Raw genomic sequence first — 21,694 nt, 5'->3', positions numbered from 1 at the left:
TCTCTAAAAAACCCATATAAATCGTCCGATTTGAAACGATATATATGGGCTATTGCTAGATTAGGAGGATGGAAAGGTTATCTTTCTGAAAGAAAACCTGGTATCACAACCTTTTGGATTGGCCTGCAAAAATTCAATTCAGTCATGCAAGGCTGGATACTCTTTAGAGATGTGTCCAGACGGTAGCTTTTTAGCCGTAGTTTTTGTTAATCGGGAATATAGCGGATAGTCCGGGCCGGAGGTAACGCCCAAATATTAAACAACTATTTCTAAATAAAAAATCTGCCGAATCTGCCGAATCTGCGAGAAACCAAAAAAATCCCTAAAATAAAACCTCCTTAGTAATTATATAAAATCCCATTACCAAAACAAACCATCCAAAAATAGGTTTCAGTTTTGTACCGTCAATTTTTTTAGATAGCTGACTTCCTAATATCATTCCGAGAAGTGCCATTGCAGAAACGCCTAATAAAAAAGGATAATTGATCGGAGTTCCAATATATAAATCGCCTGTGAAACCAATCGAAGAATTAATACTGATAATTAATAAAGAAGTTCCAACGGCTTGTTTCATCGGTAATTTGGCGAAAAAGAGCAGGGCAGGAATAATTAAGAATCCGCCGCCGGCACCAAGAAATCCGGTTATGATTCCGACAATTAAACCTATAAAACTGAGTTGAATATAATTCGTTTCAGCGCCTTTTATTTCCGGTTGATTTTTTCGAATCATCGAAATTGCAGCTGTAATCATCAATATCGAAAAGATAATCATAATCAGAAAATCTTTGGAAACGGAATAAGAAGCGATAGAAAATAGAGTAGAAGCAATCTGTGGAAAAATAACTTCACGAATAATTAAAATCGAAATTACTGAAGGAATTGCAAAATACAATGCCGATTTGAGTTTCAGATTTCCCATTTTGTAATGGCTGTAACTCCCGAATATAGCGGTTAATCCCACAATGAATAAAGAATAAGAAGTAGCCTGCTCCGGATTTACTTTAAACAAATACACTAAAATTGGAATAGTCAATATCGATCCGCCACCGCCAATTAAGCCCAGCGAGATGCCGATAATGATCGAAGCAAAATAACCCAGATATTCCATTGCATTTGTTTTATGCAAAGGTGGTTTGATAAAAAGAAATCTACAGTAACATTTATCACATAGGATTTTTTTGCCTGCGAATTTTTGCCCGCGGATAGAACGGATTTAAACAGATTAACGCGGATTTATTTTTAAACACATAGAGACATAGGATTCTTTGCGTAAAAAAGAAAATGGAAGAAACTAGTTTCCACACATAGTCCCGAAGCGTCGGGATGTTTTGATGCAAGTGACACGCCTTTATCAAGTTTGTAAATCTATGTTTCTATGTGTTTAAATTTTTCGTGCTAATTCGTGAAATTTGTGTTTAATAACTCAATTTGGTTGCGGTTGAGTTTGACTAAACCTCTTTGCTCCATTTTTTTGAGTAATCTGGAAACGACTTCTCTCGAGGTGTTTAATTCGGTTGCAATTTCCTGATGTGACAATTTTACTTCAGTACAACCACAAGCATCAGAATGTCGTTTTAAATAAAATTCCAGGCGTTCATCCATCGAACGGAAAGCGATATTATCCACGACTTCCAGAACTTCTTCAAAACGGCTTCGGTAAGTTTCGATTACAAATTCGTACCAGGAACGGTGTTCCATCATCCATTTGTCCATCATTTGCAGCGGAATCATCATAACCGAAACATCTTCGACAACTTTGGCCATGATTTGGCTTTTTTCGCTTTTAGCGGTGCAGATCATCGAAATGGCGCAGGCTTGCCCGGGTTGTAAATAATACATTAAAAACTCACCGCCGTCTTCGCCTTCGCGATAGATTTTGATTTTTCCTTTGGTAATTAGTACTGTGTTTTTGATGTACTGTCCGGTTCGCATTAAAATGGTTCCGGCTTTAAAATCCTGAGCACTGCCGTTTTCTTCGATAGTCGAAAGTAGTTCACTAGAGAAATTTGGGAATATATCTTTTAAAGAATTTTGCATTGGTTATTTTTTAAACACATAGTGTCATAGTTTTTTATAGCTAAAAAAAGGCATTTCACTTGCTTACAAAACATCCCGACGCTTCGGGACTATGTGTGGAAACTAGTTTCTTCCATTTTCTTTTTTTACAAAGTAAAACTATGTTTCTATATGTTGAAATATATTTTTTCACAAACTAATTCGTGAATTCGTGGCTACTCTTTTTTATCAAAATGAGATTAAAATATCTCATTTAATACAAAGATAGCAGATTGAAATGGTATAAATTATCAGAAAACCATATTTGGCTGCATTTTATGAAAATGAAAAAATCCTATTTTCGATCGACTTTATAGACTATATTTTTAAAAATAGTAAGTAAATTTGTGTTTCACTGATTATAATACTTTCTCTAAAACGTTTTCTGAGAATAATAATCGAAATCGCATTTGGTACGTTTTTAATTAATAGAAACGTCGTAATTTTACAAAAACACATTTATTATGAATTTATCACAAGAAGATTGGGTTAATCAGCTTGCTGCTGACGAGAATGCAGTTATACTGGACGTAAGAACTGAGGACGAATTTAATGACGGTTATATCGAGAATGCCGTAAACATTGACATCAATAAAGGACAAGGTTTTATTTATGAAATCGAAGAGTTAGATAAAAACAAAAATTATTATGTGTATTGCCGTTCTGGAGCCAGAAGTGCCAAAGCATGTCAGATTATGAATGAGTTAGGTATAGATAATGCCTATAATCTGCTTGGTGGAATTCTGGACTGGGAAGGGGATACCGTAAATCCATAAGATAGAAGAAGAGGCACGAATAGCCTCTTTTTTTCGTTTAAAATGCTATTAATAACCAAATTATAAATTACCAGATTATGAGTTTAATACCCGAAGAATATCAGATTACAAACCTGATAAATCAAGATACTTATCTTGTAAATGGAGAATTAAAAAAATGGACAGGACAGACCACACCTGTATTTTCGACTATTTCTTCTACAGAAAAATATACGCCGACCTTATTAGGATCTATTCCGTTCATGGCAGAAAAAGAAGCTGCTGAAGTGGTTGAAGCTGCCAATGCGGCTTATAATAAAGGACAAGGTTTATGGCCAACGATGAAGGTAGTTGACCGTATTAAATGCATGGAAAATTTCGTAAGACAGATGAAGGAAACCCGCGAAGAAGTGGTTAAACTTTTGATGTGGGAAATTGGAAAAAACCTTGGAGATTCGCAAAAAGAATTCGACAGAACGGTTGAATATATTCAGGATACTATTGACAGTTATAAAGAATTAAACGGACGCAGTTCTCACTTTTCTAAAGTACAGGGTGTAAACGCAATGATTCGTCGCGGACCTCTTGGAGTTGTTTTGTGTCTTGGGCCTTACAATTACCCTCTTAATGAAACTTTCTCCTTGTTGATTCCGGCTTTGATTATGGGTAACGCTGTAATCTTTAAACCGGCTAAACATGGTGTTTTATGTATTTCTCCTTTATTGGAAGCTTTTAGAAGCAGTTTTCCAAAAGGCGTAATCAACATCGTATACGGAAGAGGCCGTGAAGTAGCTTCTCCAATTATGAAATCTGGAAAGATTGATGTTTTGGCCTTAATTGGTAACAGTAAATCGGCAATTGCATTGCAGGATCAGCATCCAAACAAAAACAGATTGCGTTTGATTTTAGGTTTAGAAGCTAAAAATCCGGCGATTATTTTACCGGATGCCGACTTAGATTTGGCGATTCAGGAATGTATTGCAGGAAGTTTATCTTTCAACGGACAACGTTGTACTGCTTTAAAAGTTTTATATGTTCACGAATCTATTGCAGCAGAATTTAACAGACGTTTTTCTGAAAAAGTAGACGCATTAGGATTTGGAAATCCGTGGGATAAAGGTGCTTCTTTAACACCGCTTCCGGAAACGGACAAACCAGCTTATATTCAGGGATTAATTGATGATGCTTTACACAAAGGCGCAAAAATCCTGAATGAAAAAGGAGGAAAACATACCGATAATTTTATTTTTCCTGCGGTTTTATATCCAGTAAATAAAGAAATGAGAGTGTATCATGAAGAACAATTTGGACCAGTTGTGCCAATTATTTCGTTCAAAGATATCAACGAACCACTTGAAGATATGGCCGAATCAAATTACGGACAACAAGTGAGTTTGTTCGGAAAAGATATTAAAACTTTAGCACCGCTTATTGATGCTTTAGTGAATTTAGTTTGCAGGGTAAACCTCAACAGTTCTTGCCAAAGAGGGCCAGACGCGTTCCCGTTTACAGGGCGTAAAGATTCTGCCGTAGGAACCTTAAGTATTCCGGATGCTTTGCGTTCGTTTTCAATCCGTACGTTCGTGGCTTCAAAAGATATTGCGTATAACAATGAAATTTTGCAGGAATTGCTAAACAGCAAAGAATCGAATTTTATTAATACCGATTATATTTTGTAGTTATTAAGGTTATATATTAATTGTAGATACCGTCTTTTTTCGCCAGAGAAAGACGGTTTTTCTTTTTTAAGGTTTTAAGGTGCTGAGATTCTGAGTTGCTAAGGTTTTTGCCACAAAGGCGCAAAGGCACTAAGTTTTTTAAATCTATTAAACTTGGCGGCTTTGCGACTTGGCGTGCAATTCTCACCATAGAGTAGGCAGCCTGAAAAACTAAAGCTCATAGAAAAATCAACTTTGCGACCTTTGCGTAATTCCTCGCGATCTTTGCGGTTAAGTGACGTCCAATATAACAAAAAGCATAATTTTAAAAAGAAGTGTAACATTACGTTAAAAAAATCCACTAATATTATAATCAATTAAATCATCAAAATCTTAAAACAAGTTATGAGAAAAAATGTACTTCAATTAGTGGTAATTGCATTTATTTTTCTTGCACAAAAAAGCTTTGCACAGGAGCTTTATATGCCTAGAAATATAAAAGAAGCTTACGCAAAAGGCACTCGTTCTATGGACGGGAAACCGGGAAAAAATTATTGGCAGAATCATGGTAAATATACTATTGCGCTCCAAGTTAATGCCAGCACAAAAATAGTTAGCGGAACTGAAACTATCGTTTATGAAAACAATAGTAACGATACATTAAAAAATTTGCGAATAAGATTTGTCAATAATATTCATAAAAAAAATGCATCACGCGCCGTAGAAAATAGTGATGATTTTTTTACCGATGGCTTAACAATTACAGCTTTAAAAATTGAGGGAATAGTTTATAAGGAAGATGCTAAAAACTGGGGGACAGTAGGAATCGTAAAGATGAAAAAACCTTTACCACCACATAGTAAAATGACAATTGATATGGATTGGAATTATCCATTATCAAAATTGAGCGGAAGAGAAGGGCAAATTGATAATACCACATTTTTTGTAGCTTATAGTTATCCTCGTGTTTCTGTTTTTGACGATTACAATAAATGGGATAATCTGCCTCATACTTCGGGTCAGGAATTTTATAATGACTTTAACGATTATACCTATTCTGTAAAAGCACCAAAGAATTATGTGGTTTACGGAACAGGGGATTTATTAAATCAGGATGAGGTTTTGCAGCCAGAATTTGCTTCACGTCTTAAAAAATCCTACACAACAGATGAAGTTGTACATATTGCCAATGAACAGGAAATGAAAAGTGGCCTTGTAACGAAACAAAACGAATGGAATGTTTGGAAATTTGAAGCCAAAAATATCACAGATGTTTGTTTTGGTTTAAGTGATCATTATTTATGGGATGCAGGTAGTGTTGTAGTAGATAAAAAAACAAACCGACGAGCCAGTATACAGGCAGCGTATGATGTGACCGGAACTGATTTTGTGAACTCAATCAAGAACAATCAATATGCATTGGATTGGTTTTCTAATAACTGGCCGGGAATTCCGTATCCGTTTTCTAAAATGACTGCTTTTCAGGGTTTTGCCGATATGGAATACCCAATGATGTGTAACGACTCTCAAATGGGAGATCCTGTTTTTGCGCAATTGGTTCAGGATCATGAAGTAGCACATACTTATTTTCCGTTTTATATGGGAATCAACGAAACACGTTATGCTTTTATGGATGAAGGTTGGGCAACAACTTTTGAATACTTAATTGGAATTGCCGAACACGGAAAAGAAGCTGCCGATAAATTTTACAAAGAGTTTCGGGTACAACAATACATAAGTGATCCATCAACCGAAGAAGATCAGCCCATCATCACTATGTCATCACAGTTGTCAGATTCTGGTTATGGTAATAATTCCTATGGTAAAGCATCACTTTCTTATTTGGCTTTAAAAGATTTGCTTGGCGATGATTTGTTCAAAAAATCTTTGCATGCCTATATGGAAAATTGGAACGGAAAACACCCTATTCCGTGGGATTATTTCAACTCCATGAATACCGCTTCAGGAAAAAATCTGAACTGGTTTTTTAACAATTGGTTTTTCACCAATAACTACATTGATATTTCGGTTAAAAGTGTTGAAAAAAATACTGTTTCAGTAGCGAACACAGGAGGTTTTGCAATTCCGTTTGATGTAAAAGTTGTTTACTTGGATGATTCAAAAGAAACTGTTCATCAAACTCCGGCAGTTTGGGAAAGCAATCAAAAACTGGCGACTATTACTTTAAACAGCAAAAAGAAAATCAAAAGTATTGCGCTTGATGGAGGCATTTTTATGGATGCCACTCCGGCAAATAATACTTTTATTTCAAAATAAAATAAGCTAATTTCTAAACTGTCTTTTTCATTGAGAAAGACGGTTTTTTATTTTTTAACGGTGATTTTTAAAACTAAAATAATCAACTTAATAAAATTCAAAAATGTCTGGAGAGAAAGATTTGCAAATATTGCTAAAGAGTATGAAGCCGGAACATAACTCTGGAGATTATGTTTTTTGTAAAGTGGAGAAATTAGGAAATCTTAATTTGTATGAAGTTGAAATGTTCTTTAAAGAAAAAGAAGCAATTACATTAATTCTTAAAAAAGAAATTGCTGATAAATTGAATTTAGAATATTCAATGACAATGTCCTGGATAACACTTTCGGTACATTCTTCTTTGGAAGCCGTCGGATTAACAGCGGCGTTTTCAAAAGCACTTTCAGATAAAGGAATTAGCTGTAATGTTGTGGCCGCATTTTATCATGATCATATTTTTGTTGGTAAAAAGGATACGGAAAAAGCAATGCAGATTTTAAATGCATTTTAAAATTCAGTTTAAAAAATGGTGCTGTTCTTCGAAAAGTTTCAATTTTATTAATTATTTAAGGTGAATTATGTAAGTTTTTAAGAATGATTGCGAATAATTCATTGAAATAATCAACAAGAAGCTGGTTTTTTTTGTTTTAATATGTTAAAAATTCAGTATTCGCAGTATAAATAAGGAAAGACGTAGAATAGTTAGGTTCTAACCTTGTACTTTTGCAAAAACAAAATAATAACACAAATGAAAAAGCCCCTAATTTTTCTTGTTCTACTATTCTCATGTACAATTATTGCCCAGAATGATTCAAAAGTTGCATTTCAAAAAACAAGGTATGAATTGGCAGTTTCCTGCTACAAGAAAGCCGAGTTTGTAAAAGCACTTGATTTATTTTCTATCGCTTCTAAAATTAAGCCTGAAAATGAGTTAGGAAAAGAGTCTATCAAAAAAGTAGATAGCCTAAAAACCATGTTGAGAAAAAGCATCATGGATAAAGTTGTCGGAACCTGGATAATGAATGGCGACAAACCGCTTTGGGCTGTAAATGCTGCTAGCAATACCCCTAAGACGGTAGAAGAATTGATAGAAATTAATCAAAAACAGATTTTGTTTTATGAATTGGATATCAAAACGAAAGCGAAAAAATTGATCAGGTCTGAAGATTTAACTTATTACAATAAAGATGAATCCGATGCCTTATTTTCGGCTATTATTCTATCCGATGGAACTATCTGGAATTGTTCTTTAAATGAAAATTCAGATATATTGCATTTAATCAATATTGCCAAACAAACAGAAAACGGTGTTGAGAAAATAGAAGCTGATAATTTGGAAAGATTTTACAGTAAAGTAAAATAACAAAAAGGGAATCAATTTGATTCCCTTTTTTTATGCTCTATTTAAAATTTATAAGAATTTAAATCCTACAGAGAAATTCGAGATCCCGGTTTTAATACTTCGTCCGGAAGGGTCAAGATCAGTAACACCGGCCAGGTAGCGATAATCTACGGTAAATCTCCATAAATCGACTCCGGCACCACCAAGGAAACTGCTGTTGTTTTTCTCAAACGCAATGTAATTAAGACTATTGCTCGCTTTTATATCTGAATAATTTTTCCAGTTGTAACCTACAAAAACTCTGATGTTTCCTAGTTTTCCTAAGGGAACAACTTTGAAACCTGCAATTAAGGTCGCATCTGTTCCACCTAATGTATATTCGGTTTCTCCAATTCCGGTTTGTGAAACACTAAATTTTGAAGATGTATACCCAAATTCACCCTGACCGTAGAAAAGTAATAAATTCACTCTTACAAAACCTGCAAAACCAACGTCAGAGCCAGAGCTCTTGGAACTGAAATCATCTGTAATAACGGAAGTTATATTAGAAGAAAATTGAGGTCCAAATTGTATCAATTGTGCAAAGCCATTTATACTAATACATAATAATGCTGCTAAAATGAATTTTTTCATAATTGGATTTATTTGGTTTTACATAGCATAAAAATAATTCTTTTTAACCAGAATAGTATCATGATTTGGAATTTATTTCAATGTATTGTACTGAATTTTATTGAGTTACGTCAATTTTTCGTTTTGATTAATGTGCTTTTGAAATCTCGTAAATTTGTTTTGTATGATAAACAACAATAGCAAAATGAAAATTGTAGCACTTAAAGCTTCAGAAACCTGGGAAATTAGACACAAAGTAATGTGGCCAGATCAGCCTTTTGAATTTGTGCAGTTGGAAGAGGATAATTCAGGACTACATTTTGGAGTGTTTGATCAGGATAAATTAGTTTCAATTGTTTCTTGTTTTATTACTGATGATGAAATGCAGTTTCGAAAATTAGCAACATTGGAAAATTATCAGGGAAAAGGAATAGCTTCATTATTGTTAAATTATATTTTGAAACTTGCAAAAGATAGAGGTTTGCGAAAAGTATGGTGTAATGCGAGAACCAATAAAAAGTCATTTTACGAGAAATTTGGTATGAAAGATATTGGTAAAACGTTTGTTAAGTCAGGTCAGAAATTTTCAATAATGGAAATTTTGCTTTTCTGGTGAAACCATTTTTGCCGAATAAAATAGTAGCGGTCAAATATTTGCGATTTTGATTTTATTTGGAAGATCAACTACTTTTGTTGGTAAGTTTTTGTTTACAAAATGATATTTTTATGAGATTTTGCAAGAAATTATTAAGGTTTTATTATAATTTCTGAGTAAAAAAATAATGAAAACGTTTTCGTGTTTTTTTAAATGTTAAAGCTTATAAAATTTTCTTTTTTTGTATAAATACTTTACTTACTTTCGCACCCAAATGAGAAAGTTAATAGTATTTTTAGTGTTTATGAATTTCCTTCTGCTAGGCGGAGGGCAATATCTTAATGCTGAAACACACCAAAGTTCTCATCACTATCTGGAGAAAAGACACCGCGTTAAATACACTACTCAGGATCAGGGCAACTCTATCATAGAGGATGCCGATGTAGATCCTGACGAAGAATGTCTTGGTAATGATCTTAAAGATGGTTTAAGTAATAAATTTTTTGCAACAAACTATAGCTTATTAGATAGCTGGTATCTGACAATCTCACGTCAGATCGTTGTGAATTCATTTAATCGTTTTGAAATTTTCGGCTCATCTTGTGGCCAATCAAATCCTATTTATATTACTCAACAAGTATTAAGAATTTGATTTACAATATACATCAGTCACCTTTGTTGTGATCGTGCATATCTTTTGATGTATATTTTTTTACTTCTTCTTATATGAAATTTAAGATCTGACTTAGGCTTGCTGATGCATTTTTTCATCTCAAGGAATCACCGCATTCCAAGCATTCAATCGCTTAAATTTCCATTAAAATCATGAAAAGAATTATCGTGTTAACAGGCATGCTTGCCTTGTTGTGCCTAACCAGTTGTACATCAAAAAAAGAAGAAAAAGAAGAAGTTGAAAAATTTACAGTGACAAGCCCTGTAAAAATTGACACTTCATTTACCAAAGAGTATGTTTCGCAGATTAAATCTGTCCGAAATATCGAGCTCCGCGCCCAGGAAAAAGGGTTTTTACAAAACATTTATGTTGATGAAGGCCAGTTTGTAAAAAAAGGCCAATTGTTGTTTAAAATTATGCCAAACATGTATCAGGCTGAATTGCTTAAGGCTCAGGCTGAGCAAAAATCTGTAGAAATTGAATTGCAAAATTCGAAGTTACTGGCAGATAAAAATATCGTTTCTAAAAACGAATTGAGCGTGGCTCAGGCAAAATTGCAATCTGCAAAAGCTGAGGTTGCATTGGCAAAACTTCATTTATCGTTTACTGAAATCAGAGCTCCGTTTGACGGAACAATTGACCGTATTCCATTAAAATTAGGTAGTCTTATTGACGAAGGTGAATTGTTAACCAGCCTTTCAGACAATAGCCAAATGTTTGCTTACTTCAATGTATCTGAGCCGGAATATCTTCAATACCAAACGGATGTAAAAGATCGTGCAGAAACTAAGGTGAATTTGCTTTTAGCGAATGGAGAGTCTTTTAAATACAAAGGAAATGTAGAGGTTATCGAAAGTGAATTTAATAATGAAACCGGAAATATTGCTTTCAGAGCCAGATTTCCCAATTCAGAAAAATTACTTAGAAACGGAGAGACCGGAAAAGTTCAGATGCTTGTTCCGCTTAAAAATGCTATTGTGATTCCACAAAAAGCTACTTACGAGATTCAGGATAAAAAATATGTTTTTATTGTTGATAAAAACAATAAAGTAAGTTCAAGAGAAATCACCATTACAGGTGAAGTGCCTGATTTGTATGTAGTAAAAACAGGACTTTCTGAAAATGATAAAATTTTACTTGAAGGAGTTCAGAAAGTAAAAGAGAACGACAAAATTAAATATGAGTTCCAATCTCCTCAAACGGTAATTAATCATTTACGCGTAAAAGCAGAATAGTTTTGTTCCACGTTTCACGTTCAGTGCGAAACCTGAAACTTGAAACAAAGAAAACTTTTTACATGGTTTAATCATTAAAAAATAAATAAATGTTTAATAAATTTATACAAAGACCCGTTCTGTCGATAGTAATATCGCTGATTATTGTCTTTTTAGGAATATTGTCGGTGATGAATTTACCAATCACCCAGTTTCCTTCCATCTCTCCACCCATGGTAAACGTTACGGCAGATTACCCTGGATCTAATGGCGAATTGATGATCAAATCGGTTGTTATTCCGTTAGAAAGAGCTTTAAATGGAGTTCCCGGAATGAAATACATGACTTCTGATGCCGGAAATGATGGAGAAGCAAGTATTCAGGTTGTATTTAACTTAGGAACTGATCCGAATCAGGCTGCTATTAACGTGCAGAACCGTGTGGCTTCGGTGACTAATAAATTACCTCCTTTAGTAGTAAGAGAGGGAGTAAAGATTACCCGTGAGGTTCCGAGTATGTTGATGTATGTGAATCTTTATAGTACGGATAAAAATACCGACATGAAGTTCTTATACAATTATGCCGATATCAACGTATTGTCAGAATTGAAAAGGGTAAATGGAGTTGGTTCCGGAGATATTTTAGGAACACGCGAATATGCGATGCGTATTTGGTTGAAACCCGATCGTATGCTAGCTTATAAAATATCTGCTGATGAGGTAATGGAAGCATTATCAAGCCAGAGTTTGGAAGCTTCGCCGGGTAAAACAGGTGAAAGTTCTGGTAAACGTTCTCAGGCATTTGAATATGTATTGAAATATTCAGGGCGTTTTACAAGCAAAGAGCAATATGAGAACATCATTGTAAAATCAAATAGTAACGGGGAACTTTTGCGTTTGAAAGATATTGCCAAAATTGAATTTGGCAGCTCGATGTATGATATTTATTCGAATTTGAACGGAAGACCATCTGCAGCTATTGTATTGAAACAATCTTTCGGAAGTAACGCGAATCAGGTTATCGAAGACGTTAAAGCCAAACTGGAAAAAATCAAACAAAAATTTCCAAAAGGAATGGATTACGAAATCTCTTATGACGTTTCTAAATTCTTAGACGCTTCTATCGAAAAAGTAATTCACACTTTGATTGAAGCCTTTATTTTGGTTGGTTTGGTAGTATTCCTTTTCTTAGGAGACTGGCGTTCAACGGTTATTCCGGCAATTGCGGTACCGGTTTCATTGGTAGGAACGTTTGTGTTCATGACCTTCTTTGATATTTCATTGAACTTAATTACGTTGTTTGCATTGGTTTTGGCCATTGGGGTCGTCGTCGATGATGCGATTGTGGTTATTGAAGCCGTTCACGCCAAGATGGAGGAAGAACATCTTTCGCCACTTAAAGCAACTAAAAAAGCGATGCACGAGATTGCAGGAGCTATTGTAGCGATTACATTCTTAATGGCGGCGGTATTTATTCCGGTTGCGTTTATGTCTGGTCCTGTTGGAGTATTTTACAGACAGTTCTCGATTACGATGGCAACGGCGATTATCCTTTCAGGTATTGTAGCTTTGACTTTGACACCGGCACTATGTGCGATGATGTTAAAAAATAATCACGGTACACCTAAAAAGAAAACACCTATCAACAGATTTATAGATGGTTTTAATAACAAGTTTAATCTTGCTCAGGGTAAATACCAAAATGTATTAGCTAAAATCGTAAACAGAAGAGCGGTTACTATTATAGCACTTCTTGGATTTTGTGCCGGAACATGGTTGATTAGTAGCACAGTTCCTTCCGGGTTTATTCCGAATGAGGATCAGGGAATGTTTTATGCTATTATCCAGACACCTCCGGGTTCATCATTAGAAAGAACCAATAATATTGCTGAGAAATTGCAAAAAATTGCCGAGACAGTAGATGGAGTTAAATCTGTTTCTTCATTGGCAGGTTATGAAATTTTGACGGAAGGTACCGGATCTAACGCTGGAACATGTTTGATCAACTTAAAAGACTGGAACGATCGTAAAGAATCTGTTCAGGAAATTATGACGGAACTGGAAGAAAAATCGAAAGATATTCCGGGTGCCAATATCGAATTTTTCCAACCGCCTGCAGTACCAGGATATGGAGCAGCAGGAGGATTTGAGCTTCGTTTGCTGGATAAAACTGGTGTAGGTGATTTCAAAAAAGTAGAAGAAGTTAATAAAGAGTTTGTTGAAGAATTGAACAAACGTCCGGAATTATCAAACGTGTTTAGTTTCTTTAGTGCGAGTTTCCCTCAGTATATGATGAAAGTCGACAATGATTTGGCACAACAAAAAGGAGTTTCTATCGAAAATGCGATGAACACTTTGTCCACTCTTGTGGGAAGTAACTACGAAATCAGTTTTATTAAATACGGAATTAACTATAAAGTAATCGTTCAGGCTGCACCAGAATATCGTGCGCAACCAGATGACATTTTGAAATTGTATGTAAAAAATGATCGTGATGAAATGGTTCCTTTTTCTGCTTTTATGAAATTAGAAAAAGTATACGGTCTTTCAGAAATTACAAGACATAATATGTATACCTCAACGGAAATTAGTGGTGGTCCTGCTCCGGGTTATAGTTCCGGAACAGCAATTAAAGTAATTCAGGAAGTTGCGGCTAAAAAATTGCCTAGAGGATTTGACATTGACTGGGCAGGTATTTCTGCCGATGAGGTAGCACAAGGAAATCAGGCGATTTGGGTATTCCTTATTTGTTTAGGATTCGTATACCTGGTTTTGGCTGCTCAATACGAAAGTTTTATTTTGCCATTATCAGTAATTCTTTCTTTGCCGGCAGGTATTTTTGGAGCTTTCCTTTTATTGAAAGTAACGGGATTAGAAAACAATATTTATGCTCAGGTTGCGATGGTAATGCTTATTGGTTTACTGGGTAAAAATGCCGTGTTGATTGTAGAGTTTGCAATACAGCGACATGCTGCAGGTAAAACCGTTCTTGAAGCTGCAATGGAAGGAGCGAAAGCGAGGTTCCGTCCTATTTTGATGACTTCATTTGCATTTATCGCGGGATTATTGCCGCTTGCATTTGCTTCTGGCCCGGGTAAAATTGGTAACAGAACCATTGGTACAGCTGCTGCCGGAGGTATGCTTATCGGAACTATTTGTGGTGTATTTGTAATTCCTGGATTGTATTACATTTTCGGACGAATTGCAGAGAAACACAAACTGGTTAAAAATGAAGAAGAGAATCCATTAACTGAAGAAATTGATAACAATCATGTCTAAATTCAAATTATATCAATATAGTGTTGCGGTAGGTTTATGCCTTGCTGTTGCGGGCTGTAAAGCTCCTGCGGCAGAGACGGCGACGACCAGCACACCGGTTCCTGAAGCATTTGGTATTGCAAAAGCTCAGGACACAACCAATACGTCTACTGTAAAATGGAATGCGTTCTTTAAGGATCAAAACCTTGTTGATTTGATTGATGTGGCCCTGAAAAACAATCAGGAGTTAAACATGACGCTACAGGAAATCGAAATAGCAAAAAATGATATTAGGGTTCGCAAAGGCCTTTTATTACCAACTGTCGGAGTACGCGCCGGAGCTGGAGTAGAGAAAGTAGGTAGGTACACCAGCCAAGGGGCTGGTGATGCCACTACAGAAATCAAACCAGGTATTGAAACACCTGATCCGCTTGGAGATTTTACCATTGCTGCTTATGCAAATTGGGAAGTAGATATCTGGAAAAAACTGCGCAATTCTAAAAAAGCGGCAGTAAACAGATATTTGGCAACAGTTGAAGGTAAAAACTTTGTAGTGACCAATCTTATTGCTGAAATAGCCGATTCATATTACGAATTATTAGCTTTGGATAGTCAACTGGATATTGTAAAACAGACGATCACTTTGCAGTCAAACGCTTTGGAAATTGTAAAAATCCAGAAGCAGGCGGCGAGAGCTACAGAATTGGGAGTTAAGAAATTTGAGGCTGAGGTTTTAACTTCAAAAAGCCTGGAGTTTGATATCTTACAACAAATCAAAGAAGATGAGAATAAAATTAATTTCTTGTTAGGACGTTATCCGCAGGAAATTAAAAGAACAAACAGCAACTTCTTAACATTGTTGCCAGCTTCAGTTAGTGCCGGTATACCCTCTCAATTGTTGATGAACCGCCCTGATGTGAAACAAGCAGAATTACAATTGGTTGCTGCTAAATTGGATGTAAAAGTAGCTCGTGCCGAATTTTATCCGTCACTTGATATTTCTGCAGCGTTTGGAGTTCAGGCTTTCAAACCTTCTTATCTGTTCACCTTCCCGGAATCCATTTTATATTCTTTGGCAGGCGATCTGGCTGCGCCTTTGATTAACAGAAATGCCATTAAGGCCGAATTTTCTAGCGCCAATGCAAGACAGCTTCAGGCTTTATATAATTATGATAAAACTATTTTAAACGCTTATTTAGAAGTATCTAATCAGCTTTCTAAAATCGATAATCTTCAAAAGAGTTATGATCTAAAATCACAACAAGTTGATGCGTTAAACACTTCGATTGAAGTCTCTAATGATTTATTCAAATCGGCCAGAGTTGATTATTTTGAAGTTTTAATGACACAACGAGACGCATTAGAGTCGAAATTAGAACTGATCGATACTAAAAAAGAACAACTCAATGCTGCCGTTCATGTTTACAGGGACTTAGGCGGGGGTTGGAAGTAGAATGCCTGTTTTAATTAGTTATTAGTAGGAGCCTCTCAGAAGTAAAATTCTGGGAGGTTTTTTTTTGGAGGAAGAGGAAAGAAAATAGATTGATTTGGTTTGTGTGAAAATGAAACTTCGTAGGATTGGGATTTTTTTTATGTTGTTCTTATTGAATATTAGTTTGTAATTTGAAAAAAGAAAAGAATATATTTGAAAGAAAAATATAGGTGATTTATAAAAAAACATTAGACAATGAAACGAAATCTATTTTATGTGCTTTTATTTTTCATCGGATTTAATCTATACGCACAAAAATCAGGAATTGAATTTTTCATTGTAAAACATTATAAAAACGTAAATTCTGATTGCAAATATTGTTTTGACTTGGAAACAGCCAAGATGGAGTCAGTCCCAATAATAAATGAGGAAGATATCAAGCATTTTAATTGGAAGAATCAACAAATAATTTTAACAGAAAAAGGGAAACATAAATTTACAGACATGAAAATTCCTTTATCGGGATTACCAATAGTAATGACTCTAAATGGAAGAAAAATTTATAGTCTCTGGTTTTGGAATGTATTTTCTTCATTTGGTTGTGATAGAGTATTTACTTTTCCAACCATTGATTTTAAAATCCAATTTGGTTTGCCTAAAAATTATAGTTTTGGAACGGATCCGAGGTTTAATAAAAAACTTAGAGAATATGTTGTTTCCAAATATAATCAATAAAAAACTAGCCATAACAGATGCTACAACGGATTTGGGCAATTGGCTTAATTGAAAGTTGGTTTTGTATTTGGGAAGATTTTGCAAATCCGAAAAATGGGCTTAATTTAGTCCCAAACCCGCTGTAGTCCCAGAACGTTAGGCGTCATTTTAGCAGACGAAACACATGAATAGAATTAAGAAAATAAGAGGTCACAAAAAAATTCAGAAGAGAATTCAGAATTGGATTGAGCAAAACCGAACTATAAACATTAGCGACTTTTTAGCTAATAAATATTGTTATACCTATGTTTCGTTTAACCCTTATTTTAATATTTCAATTAATAATAGCAATATAGCAGAACCGAAAACAAAAACGAGAAAGCATATTATATTAGGTTTACAGGAAATATATAATCATTGGAAAATTGAACTTGACAAATTGAATCAACCATATTTTTTAAAAATTTATCTATTTGAGCCTAGAGTCTCAAAATCTCAGGTAATTTGTGCTATTGGAAAAGAAGAAATTGAATATTACGAACATTTTTTTCGCATCGCAGATTATAAAAGTGACGCTAGTTTTCAAAAAATATTAAGTGCTGATTTTAAATGGAAAACTCATTCTGACGATGATATATTTAGTGAACAGGAATTAATTACTCAAGAAAGTTATTATCATATCGCAGAAGATTATAATTATTGCAAAAAACTATTAAAAAAATTGCAAAAGAAAAATTATACCAAAGTCAAAGCAGAAAATGAATATGGAGAAGATTATCTCTATTATATACCAAAAGGGAAAGTCCTGATTGGTGCAAAGTAAAAAAACGACGCCTAACAGCTATTACAACGGATTTAGACAATAGGCTTAATGGGAAAATGGTTTTTTATTTGGGATGATTTGGCAAATCCAAACAATGGGGTTAAGTTAACTCCAAACCTGATTGTAGTATTAGAACGTTATACCTAATTTTAAAAATCAAAAAAAAGAATGAACATATTTCCAAAAAACGATTATACTTTCAAAATAATTGGAGAAGAAACAGAAACTCTTGAGCGTTTAAAAAGAAGAACTGACCTGTCTGAAAGTTTGACTTCAAAAATAACCGACAAATCATTTCGTGGCATAATTAAAGACAATACGTTTAGGATAATATCCTCAGAAATTGGAAAAGGGGCATTTTGTGTTTTAACAGGCAAAATTGTTAACAAAGATGGACAAGTTGAAGTGGAAATAAATAAAGCCTTCCGAATTTTGCTAAGTGTTTTATTGTGCTTTCCTTTTATTGGTTTAATTGCTCAATTTTTTTCTAACAAAGAAGAGTTTTCAATAATCTTTATACTTGTAGCAATACTGCAATTATTAATAATTAGATATGTATTTATTGAATTTGCATTCAGACGATTCTCAAAATCTAGTTTAAGCAGATTGAGTGACGTATTGGACATAGATTACCTTGAAAAAAAATAAGTGTACAGCTACTACAATGGAAGTAATAGTCATTAGTAGAAACCTCCCAGAAATAAAATTCTGGGAGTTTTTTTTTAATATACTCGAACTTCGGATAATTGCAGATCACCTGATCCTATAGTTGATTTTTCGTTTTTTCGTCGTTTATTAATCCTATAATCTTTAAAGCCACATCGCTTGACGATTGAAAATTTTGTCCTGTAACAATTCTTCCATCCGTTTCTACATGTGAAATATCACCTTTAGAAAACTTAAAAGTGCCGCCTCTTTCTTCAATTGTTTTTTGAATTAAGAATGGGAATTGCTTAAAATACTCTGCATCTTGTTTTTCGAATGAATCGGGGTAACCACTAATTTTTTTCCCCGCTACTAAATATTTGCCATCATTTGTTTTTAAGTTGACAATTCCTGCGGTTCCATGACAAACAGAAGAAATAATACCCTTGTTTTCTTCATATACTTGTAAAGCAATAGTTTGAATTTGTTTATTTTCAGGTACATTATACATTGCAGCTCCGCCACCCACGTAATAAACAGCTTTGTAATTTTTTGAATCAATTTCTTCGGGTTTTTTAGTGTTTTTTATAGCGTACATAAAATCCGGATCAAATAAATATTGTTTTTGCAAAGTGTCGGAGGTGTTGATATAGGCTAACGGAATGCTTCCGCCTTCCGGACTTACAAAATCGACTGTGTAACCAGATATTTTAAAAGTATTATAGGCGTTTACTATTTCAGCAAAACTATTGCCAGTGGCTATAGTTGATTTGCCATAATAATGGGCATTCGAAACAATAAACAGGATTTGCTGCCCTGATTTGTTACTAGTCAAGCTGCTTGCCGATTTACTTATTATTTTCCATTCGCCCTGAATCTTTTTGAGCAAAAAGAGATCAATGAATTCTAATTTTTTTTCAGGTATTAGTATTTCTGCCTTAGCCGAAGCTATGTTGTTATAGAGATCAATAGAAATAATTCTGCCTACGCGACCATTAAATTGCCCCTGCTTGTCATTTTTAAACCATGTGGTGTATTCGCGAATAGGTACAATCCATAAGTCTTTGTCTTTGTGGCTTAAAAATAGATTGGCTTCAGGATAAAATGCTTTTTCGATGCTGTCAGGGTTGTTGTACGAGGTACCATCAAGGTAATTTTGAATACATTTTTTAACAGCTGCCTCTTCTTCCGTTTGTGCTAATAAACAAGTTGGTAAAAATACTAGTGCGATAAAACAGATCATTTTTTTCATAAGCTTTTAGAATTAAATTTTTCACAAAACTATGATTGGTGGAATTTGAATCGGAATAAATTTATAATTCAGGAGTCCTGATTTATAAATTAGGACAAAAAAAGTTTTTTTGTAAAATGTAAAGTTTGGAATTTGGAATTTAAAATTTGGAATTTTCTCCTTATTTTGGCATTATTATTTTTGCTTTAAACCCTTTGTCAGGTGCTGTATCAAAATCAATAGTTCCTTTAACAGCCTGAATACGGGTTTCTATGTTTAGGAGGCCATTTTTTGCAATCTTACTTTTTTCGAAACCTTTACCATTATCAGTATAGTGTATTACGATTGATTTTGGATCACTTTCAAATTTTATAAGAACTAAGTTTGCCATACTATGTTTTTTCATGTTTACCATTAATTCCTGTAATATTCTACTAATGGTAATCTTTTTTGTATCATCAATACTTTCCCAGTCTATATTTTCTAAATTGGTAATAATGATATTTCTTTCATTCGTATTATAAACCGAAAGCATTTCTTTCATGCTTTTGGTAAAATCAATGCCGGTATCAATTCGGTTGTTTTCTTTCGAAATTCCTCTTACACGTCCGTAAATGTCATCTAATTTTTGAAGCAGATTCTCTTTGGTACTCTCCGTTGCTAATGGGTGAGATTCGGCAAAAGCAATTACCTGATAGACATCGTTTGCTAATTCATCGTGGATTTTTTTTGCAATTCGGGTTTCGGTATTATACGAAGTTTTAAATTCTATAGCCTTATTTTTGTTTTTATAATAACGTATTAGAATTGTGATTAAAATGGTTAAAAAAACAAGAACAATTACAAAAACAATTCTTAGATATTTAGCTCTTTGAAGTGATAATAGATTTTCTGCTTTTTCTAAACGAAGTTTTGCGTTTTCGTCTTTTTCTTTTTTAGAATCGTATTTAATCTTTGCAAATTTATTTTTAAAGTTATTTCTAATCTTAATAATGCTGTCGTTTAGTGTAAAATAATGTTGTACATATTTGCTGTGAGACGCGCTGTGATTATTTGAAATTATAATTTGAAGTGCTTCTAATCTTTCATCAATACTATTTAGTTTGGTAGCAATATTGTAAGCAGCAAAAGCATTTTCATCTGATTTTTGAAGGTCCTTTTTGGCATAATAATCAGCCAAATGCAAATAACTTTCAATACTTCCATAAGTTTCTTTAAGGTTGTTTCTTGTTTGGAGTGCCTCCTTCATTAGAGCGAGTCCTTTTTCATCCATTCCATCTTTAAAATAAGCATAACCTAGATTATCTTGCATTGTTGATAAAGCTTGAGGAGTAAGCTTTTTTGATAATTTTTCACTTAATATAGATTCTATAAGGATAATCGCCTTATCATATTTTTTTTGGTAGATATAGACCGTAGCAATATTGCTCAAGGGCGTGTATTTAGCGACAAGATCGGGCTCGTCTTTTATAGATTCTTTATAGTAAAAAATAGCATCATCGTAAAGAGATAGTTCTTTATCAGCGACACCTAATGTATTATTTATTGAAGAGGTGTATGTATTCTTTTTTTTATAATAAGCTAAGGCTTCGGTAACAGTCTCTTTACTTCCATAGTAGTCTCCATTGACTTGTTGAATGAATGCCATTTCAATAAGTATGTATCCAATATTGGCACTGTCTTTTAAAGTTTCAAAAAGTTGTTTTGATTTATTAAACTGGTAAAAAGCCGTATTAAAGTTTTGTTTGGCTCTATTTTCAATTGCTTTATTTCGTAAACTAAATGCCTCTTTTTGGATAGGTTCTGTGTTAATATTGACAGTTTTTTTTTCCTGACAGGAAAGAAAAAGAAGCATAATAAAACAAAAAAACGGGGACCGTAACATATAAATTTACTTTCCCCGAAAATAGTAATTAATTAGATACTAAAAATATATTTATTCATCAGTTGGCGGTGGCGGAGGAAATTTTGTTCCGTCACCAGGACCATCAGCCTGAGTTGATTTAGAATGATCAATAATTTTTTCTGTTTTCTTTTTTGGCTGAGTTTCGTATTCGTCAGCAGTACAAGAAAATATCGTAAATAATAACGCAAAAGCGCTAAAAAGTAATAGTTTTTTCATTTTAATTTAATTTAGAAATTAGACATGAGTATGGCCGTCCGGAGTATATCCGAAGCTTATTAATGGCAATACCAAATTGATTTTTGGGAAGTAAACTGTGTAGAACTATAAGACGTTATTTGTACTTCCCGAATAAACTCGGTCTTACGTTTTCTACACTGTTTATTGAACTAGTTTTTGTTTTTGTTAAATCTGCAGATAAAACGTGAACTAATTTCTATGGCAAAGTAAAGGCGCTTTTAAGCCATTGTTTATAGGGGATTCCCAGAATTCCCGCGTTTTCCTGAGATTCCCAAGAAATCCTTAAAAC

Annotated in this window: 19 protein-coding genes and 1 pseudogene; 14 read left to right on the top strand and 6 right to left on the bottom strand. The window is 34.1% G+C overall.

The features are described 5' to 3' along the window. Positions 1-186: pseudogene (locus ASC72_RS23875) on the top strand (hypothetical protein); the annotation flags it as partial. A 136-nt stretch (positions 187-322) separates the two neighbouring features. Here the strand turns inward: ASC72_RS23875 and ASC72_RS05330 are convergent. Then, a complete protein-coding gene (locus tag ASC72_RS05330; RefSeq protein ID WP_056187943.1) occupies positions 323-1,108 on the bottom strand; it encodes a sulfite exporter TauE/SafE family protein in 786 nt (261 codons plus the stop codon). Positions 1,109-1,395: 287 nt separating this feature from the next. Continuing rightward, positions 1,396-2,037 carry a Crp/Fnr family transcriptional regulator gene (locus tag ASC72_RS05325; RefSeq protein WP_056187940.1) on the bottom strand — a complete coding sequence of 214 codons (642 nt, stop codon included), beginning with the start codon at positions 2,035-2,037 and terminating at the stop codon, positions 1,396-1,398. A gap of 482 nt (positions 2,038-2,519) precedes the next feature. Between ASC72_RS05325 and ASC72_RS05320 the strand changes: the two genes are divergently transcribed. The 5 genes from ASC72_RS05320 to ASC72_RS05300 all read left to right on the top strand — a co-directional run bounded on the left by ASC72_RS05320 (position 2,520) and on the right by ASC72_RS05300 (position 8,087). After that, positions 2,520-2,831: a rhodanese-like domain-containing protein gene (locus ASC72_RS05320; protein ID WP_056187937.1), complete on the top strand. Its 312-nt coding sequence runs from the start codon at positions 2,520-2,522 to the stop codon at positions 2,829-2,831. 77 nt (positions 2,832-2,908) lie between these two features. Continuing rightward, positions 2,909-4,489 (top strand): NADP-dependent glyceraldehyde-3-phosphate dehydrogenase, encoded by a 1,581-nt coding sequence (locus tag ASC72_RS05315; RefSeq protein ID WP_056187933.1) that lies wholly within the window; start codon positions 2,909-2,911, stop codon positions 4,487-4,489. Positions 4,490-4,873: 384 nt separating this feature from the next. Continuing rightward, the gene (locus ASC72_RS05310) at positions 4,874-6,745 is read left to right on the top strand and encodes a M1 family metallopeptidase (protein ID WP_056187931.1); all 1,872 of its coding nucleotides are present in this window, start codon (positions 4,874-4,876) and stop codon (positions 6,743-6,745) included. A 103-nt stretch (positions 6,746-6,848) separates the two neighbouring features. Further along, the gene (locus ASC72_RS05305) at positions 6,849-7,235 is read left to right on the top strand and encodes an ACT domain-containing protein (protein ID WP_056187928.1); all 387 of its coding nucleotides are present in this window, start codon (positions 6,849-6,851) and stop codon (positions 7,233-7,235) included. A gap of 237 nt (positions 7,236-7,472) precedes the next feature. Next, the gene (locus tag ASC72_RS05300; protein WP_056187925.1) at positions 7,473-8,087 is read left to right on the top strand and encodes a hypothetical protein; all 615 of its coding nucleotides are present in this window, start codon (positions 7,473-7,475) and stop codon (positions 8,085-8,087) included. Positions 8,088-8,135: 48 nt separating this feature from the next. Here ASC72_RS05300 and ASC72_RS05295 read toward each other — a convergent pair whose 3' ends face one another. After that, positions 8,136-8,699 (bottom strand): hypothetical protein, encoded by a 564-nt coding sequence (locus ASC72_RS05295; RefSeq protein WP_056187922.1) that lies wholly within the window; start codon positions 8,697-8,699, stop codon positions 8,136-8,138. Positions 8,700-8,883: 184 nt separating this feature from the next. Between ASC72_RS05295 and ASC72_RS05290 the strand changes: the two genes are divergently transcribed. The 8 genes from ASC72_RS05290 to ASC72_RS05255 all read left to right on the top strand — a co-directional run bounded on the left by ASC72_RS05290 (position 8,884) and on the right by ASC72_RS05255 (position 18,034). After that, positions 8,884-9,294 (top strand): GNAT family N-acetyltransferase, encoded by a 411-nt coding sequence (locus ASC72_RS05290; protein ID WP_056187956.1) that lies wholly within the window; start codon positions 8,884-8,886, stop codon positions 9,292-9,294. A 283-nt stretch (positions 9,295-9,577) separates the two neighbouring features. Continuing rightward, positions 9,578-9,925, top strand: coding sequence for a hypothetical protein (locus ASC72_RS05285; RefSeq protein ID WP_241775637.1), 348 nt, complete (start codon positions 9,578-9,580; stop codon positions 9,923-9,925). A gap of 173 nt (positions 9,926-10,098) precedes the next feature. Beyond that, positions 10,099-11,181, top strand: coding sequence for an efflux RND transporter periplasmic adaptor subunit (locus tag ASC72_RS05280; protein WP_056187916.1), 1,083 nt, complete (start codon positions 10,099-10,101; stop codon positions 11,179-11,181). A gap of 89 nt (positions 11,182-11,270) precedes the next feature. Next, complete coding sequence (locus tag ASC72_RS05275) at positions 11,271-14,438, top strand: efflux RND transporter permease subunit (protein WP_056187913.1); 3,168 nt, start codon at positions 11,271-11,273, stop codon at positions 14,436-14,438. Next, entirely contained in the window at positions 14,431-15,870 is a 1,440-nt protein-coding gene (locus ASC72_RS05270) for a TolC family protein (protein WP_056187909.1), read from the top strand. The genes ASC72_RS05275 and ASC72_RS05270 overlap by 8 nt, the downstream gene beginning before the upstream one ends. A gap of 366 nt (positions 15,871-16,236) precedes the next feature. After that, positions 16,237-16,584, top strand: coding sequence for a hypothetical protein (locus tag ASC72_RS05265; RefSeq protein ID WP_131725779.1), 348 nt, complete (start codon positions 16,237-16,239; stop codon positions 16,582-16,584). Positions 16,585-16,747: 163 nt separating this feature from the next. Further along, on the top strand, positions 16,748-17,386 hold the full coding sequence (locus tag ASC72_RS05260) for a hypothetical protein (protein WP_056187903.1): 639 nt from the start codon (positions 16,748-16,750) through the stop codon (positions 17,384-17,386). 168 nt (positions 17,387-17,554) lie between these two features. Then, complete coding sequence (locus ASC72_RS05255) at positions 17,555-18,034, top strand: hypothetical protein (RefSeq protein ID WP_056187899.1); 480 nt, start codon at positions 17,555-17,557, stop codon at positions 18,032-18,034. Between the two features lie 115 nt (positions 18,035-18,149). Here ASC72_RS05255 and ASC72_RS05250 read toward each other — a convergent pair whose 3' ends face one another. The 3 genes from ASC72_RS05250 to ASC72_RS05240 all read right to left on the bottom strand — a co-directional run bounded on the left by ASC72_RS05250 (position 18,150) and on the right by ASC72_RS05240 (position 21,384). After that, positions 18,150-19,283 carry a nuclear transport factor 2 family protein gene (locus ASC72_RS05250; protein WP_056187896.1) on the bottom strand — a complete coding sequence of 378 codons (1,134 nt, stop codon included), beginning with the start codon at positions 19,281-19,283 and terminating at the stop codon, positions 18,150-18,152. A 160-nt stretch (positions 19,284-19,443) separates the two neighbouring features. Continuing rightward, positions 19,444-21,117 carry an ATP-binding protein gene (locus ASC72_RS05245; protein WP_371258434.1) on the bottom strand — a complete coding sequence of 558 codons (1,674 nt, stop codon included), beginning with the start codon at positions 21,115-21,117 and terminating at the stop codon, positions 19,444-19,446. An 81-nt stretch (positions 21,118-21,198) separates the two neighbouring features. Then, entirely contained in the window at positions 21,199-21,384 is a 186-nt protein-coding gene (locus ASC72_RS05240) for a hypothetical protein (protein ID WP_056187891.1), read from the bottom strand. Positions 21,385-21,694 lie beyond the last annotated feature (310 nt).

Source organism: Flavobacterium sp. Root420, from assembly GCF_001427905.1.
Classification (GTDB): domain Bacteria; phylum Bacteroidota; class Bacteroidia; order Flavobacteriales; family Flavobacteriaceae; genus Flavobacterium.
Note: the sequence above shows the minus strand (reverse complement) of the source record. Positions and strands in the feature narration are given on the sequence as shown.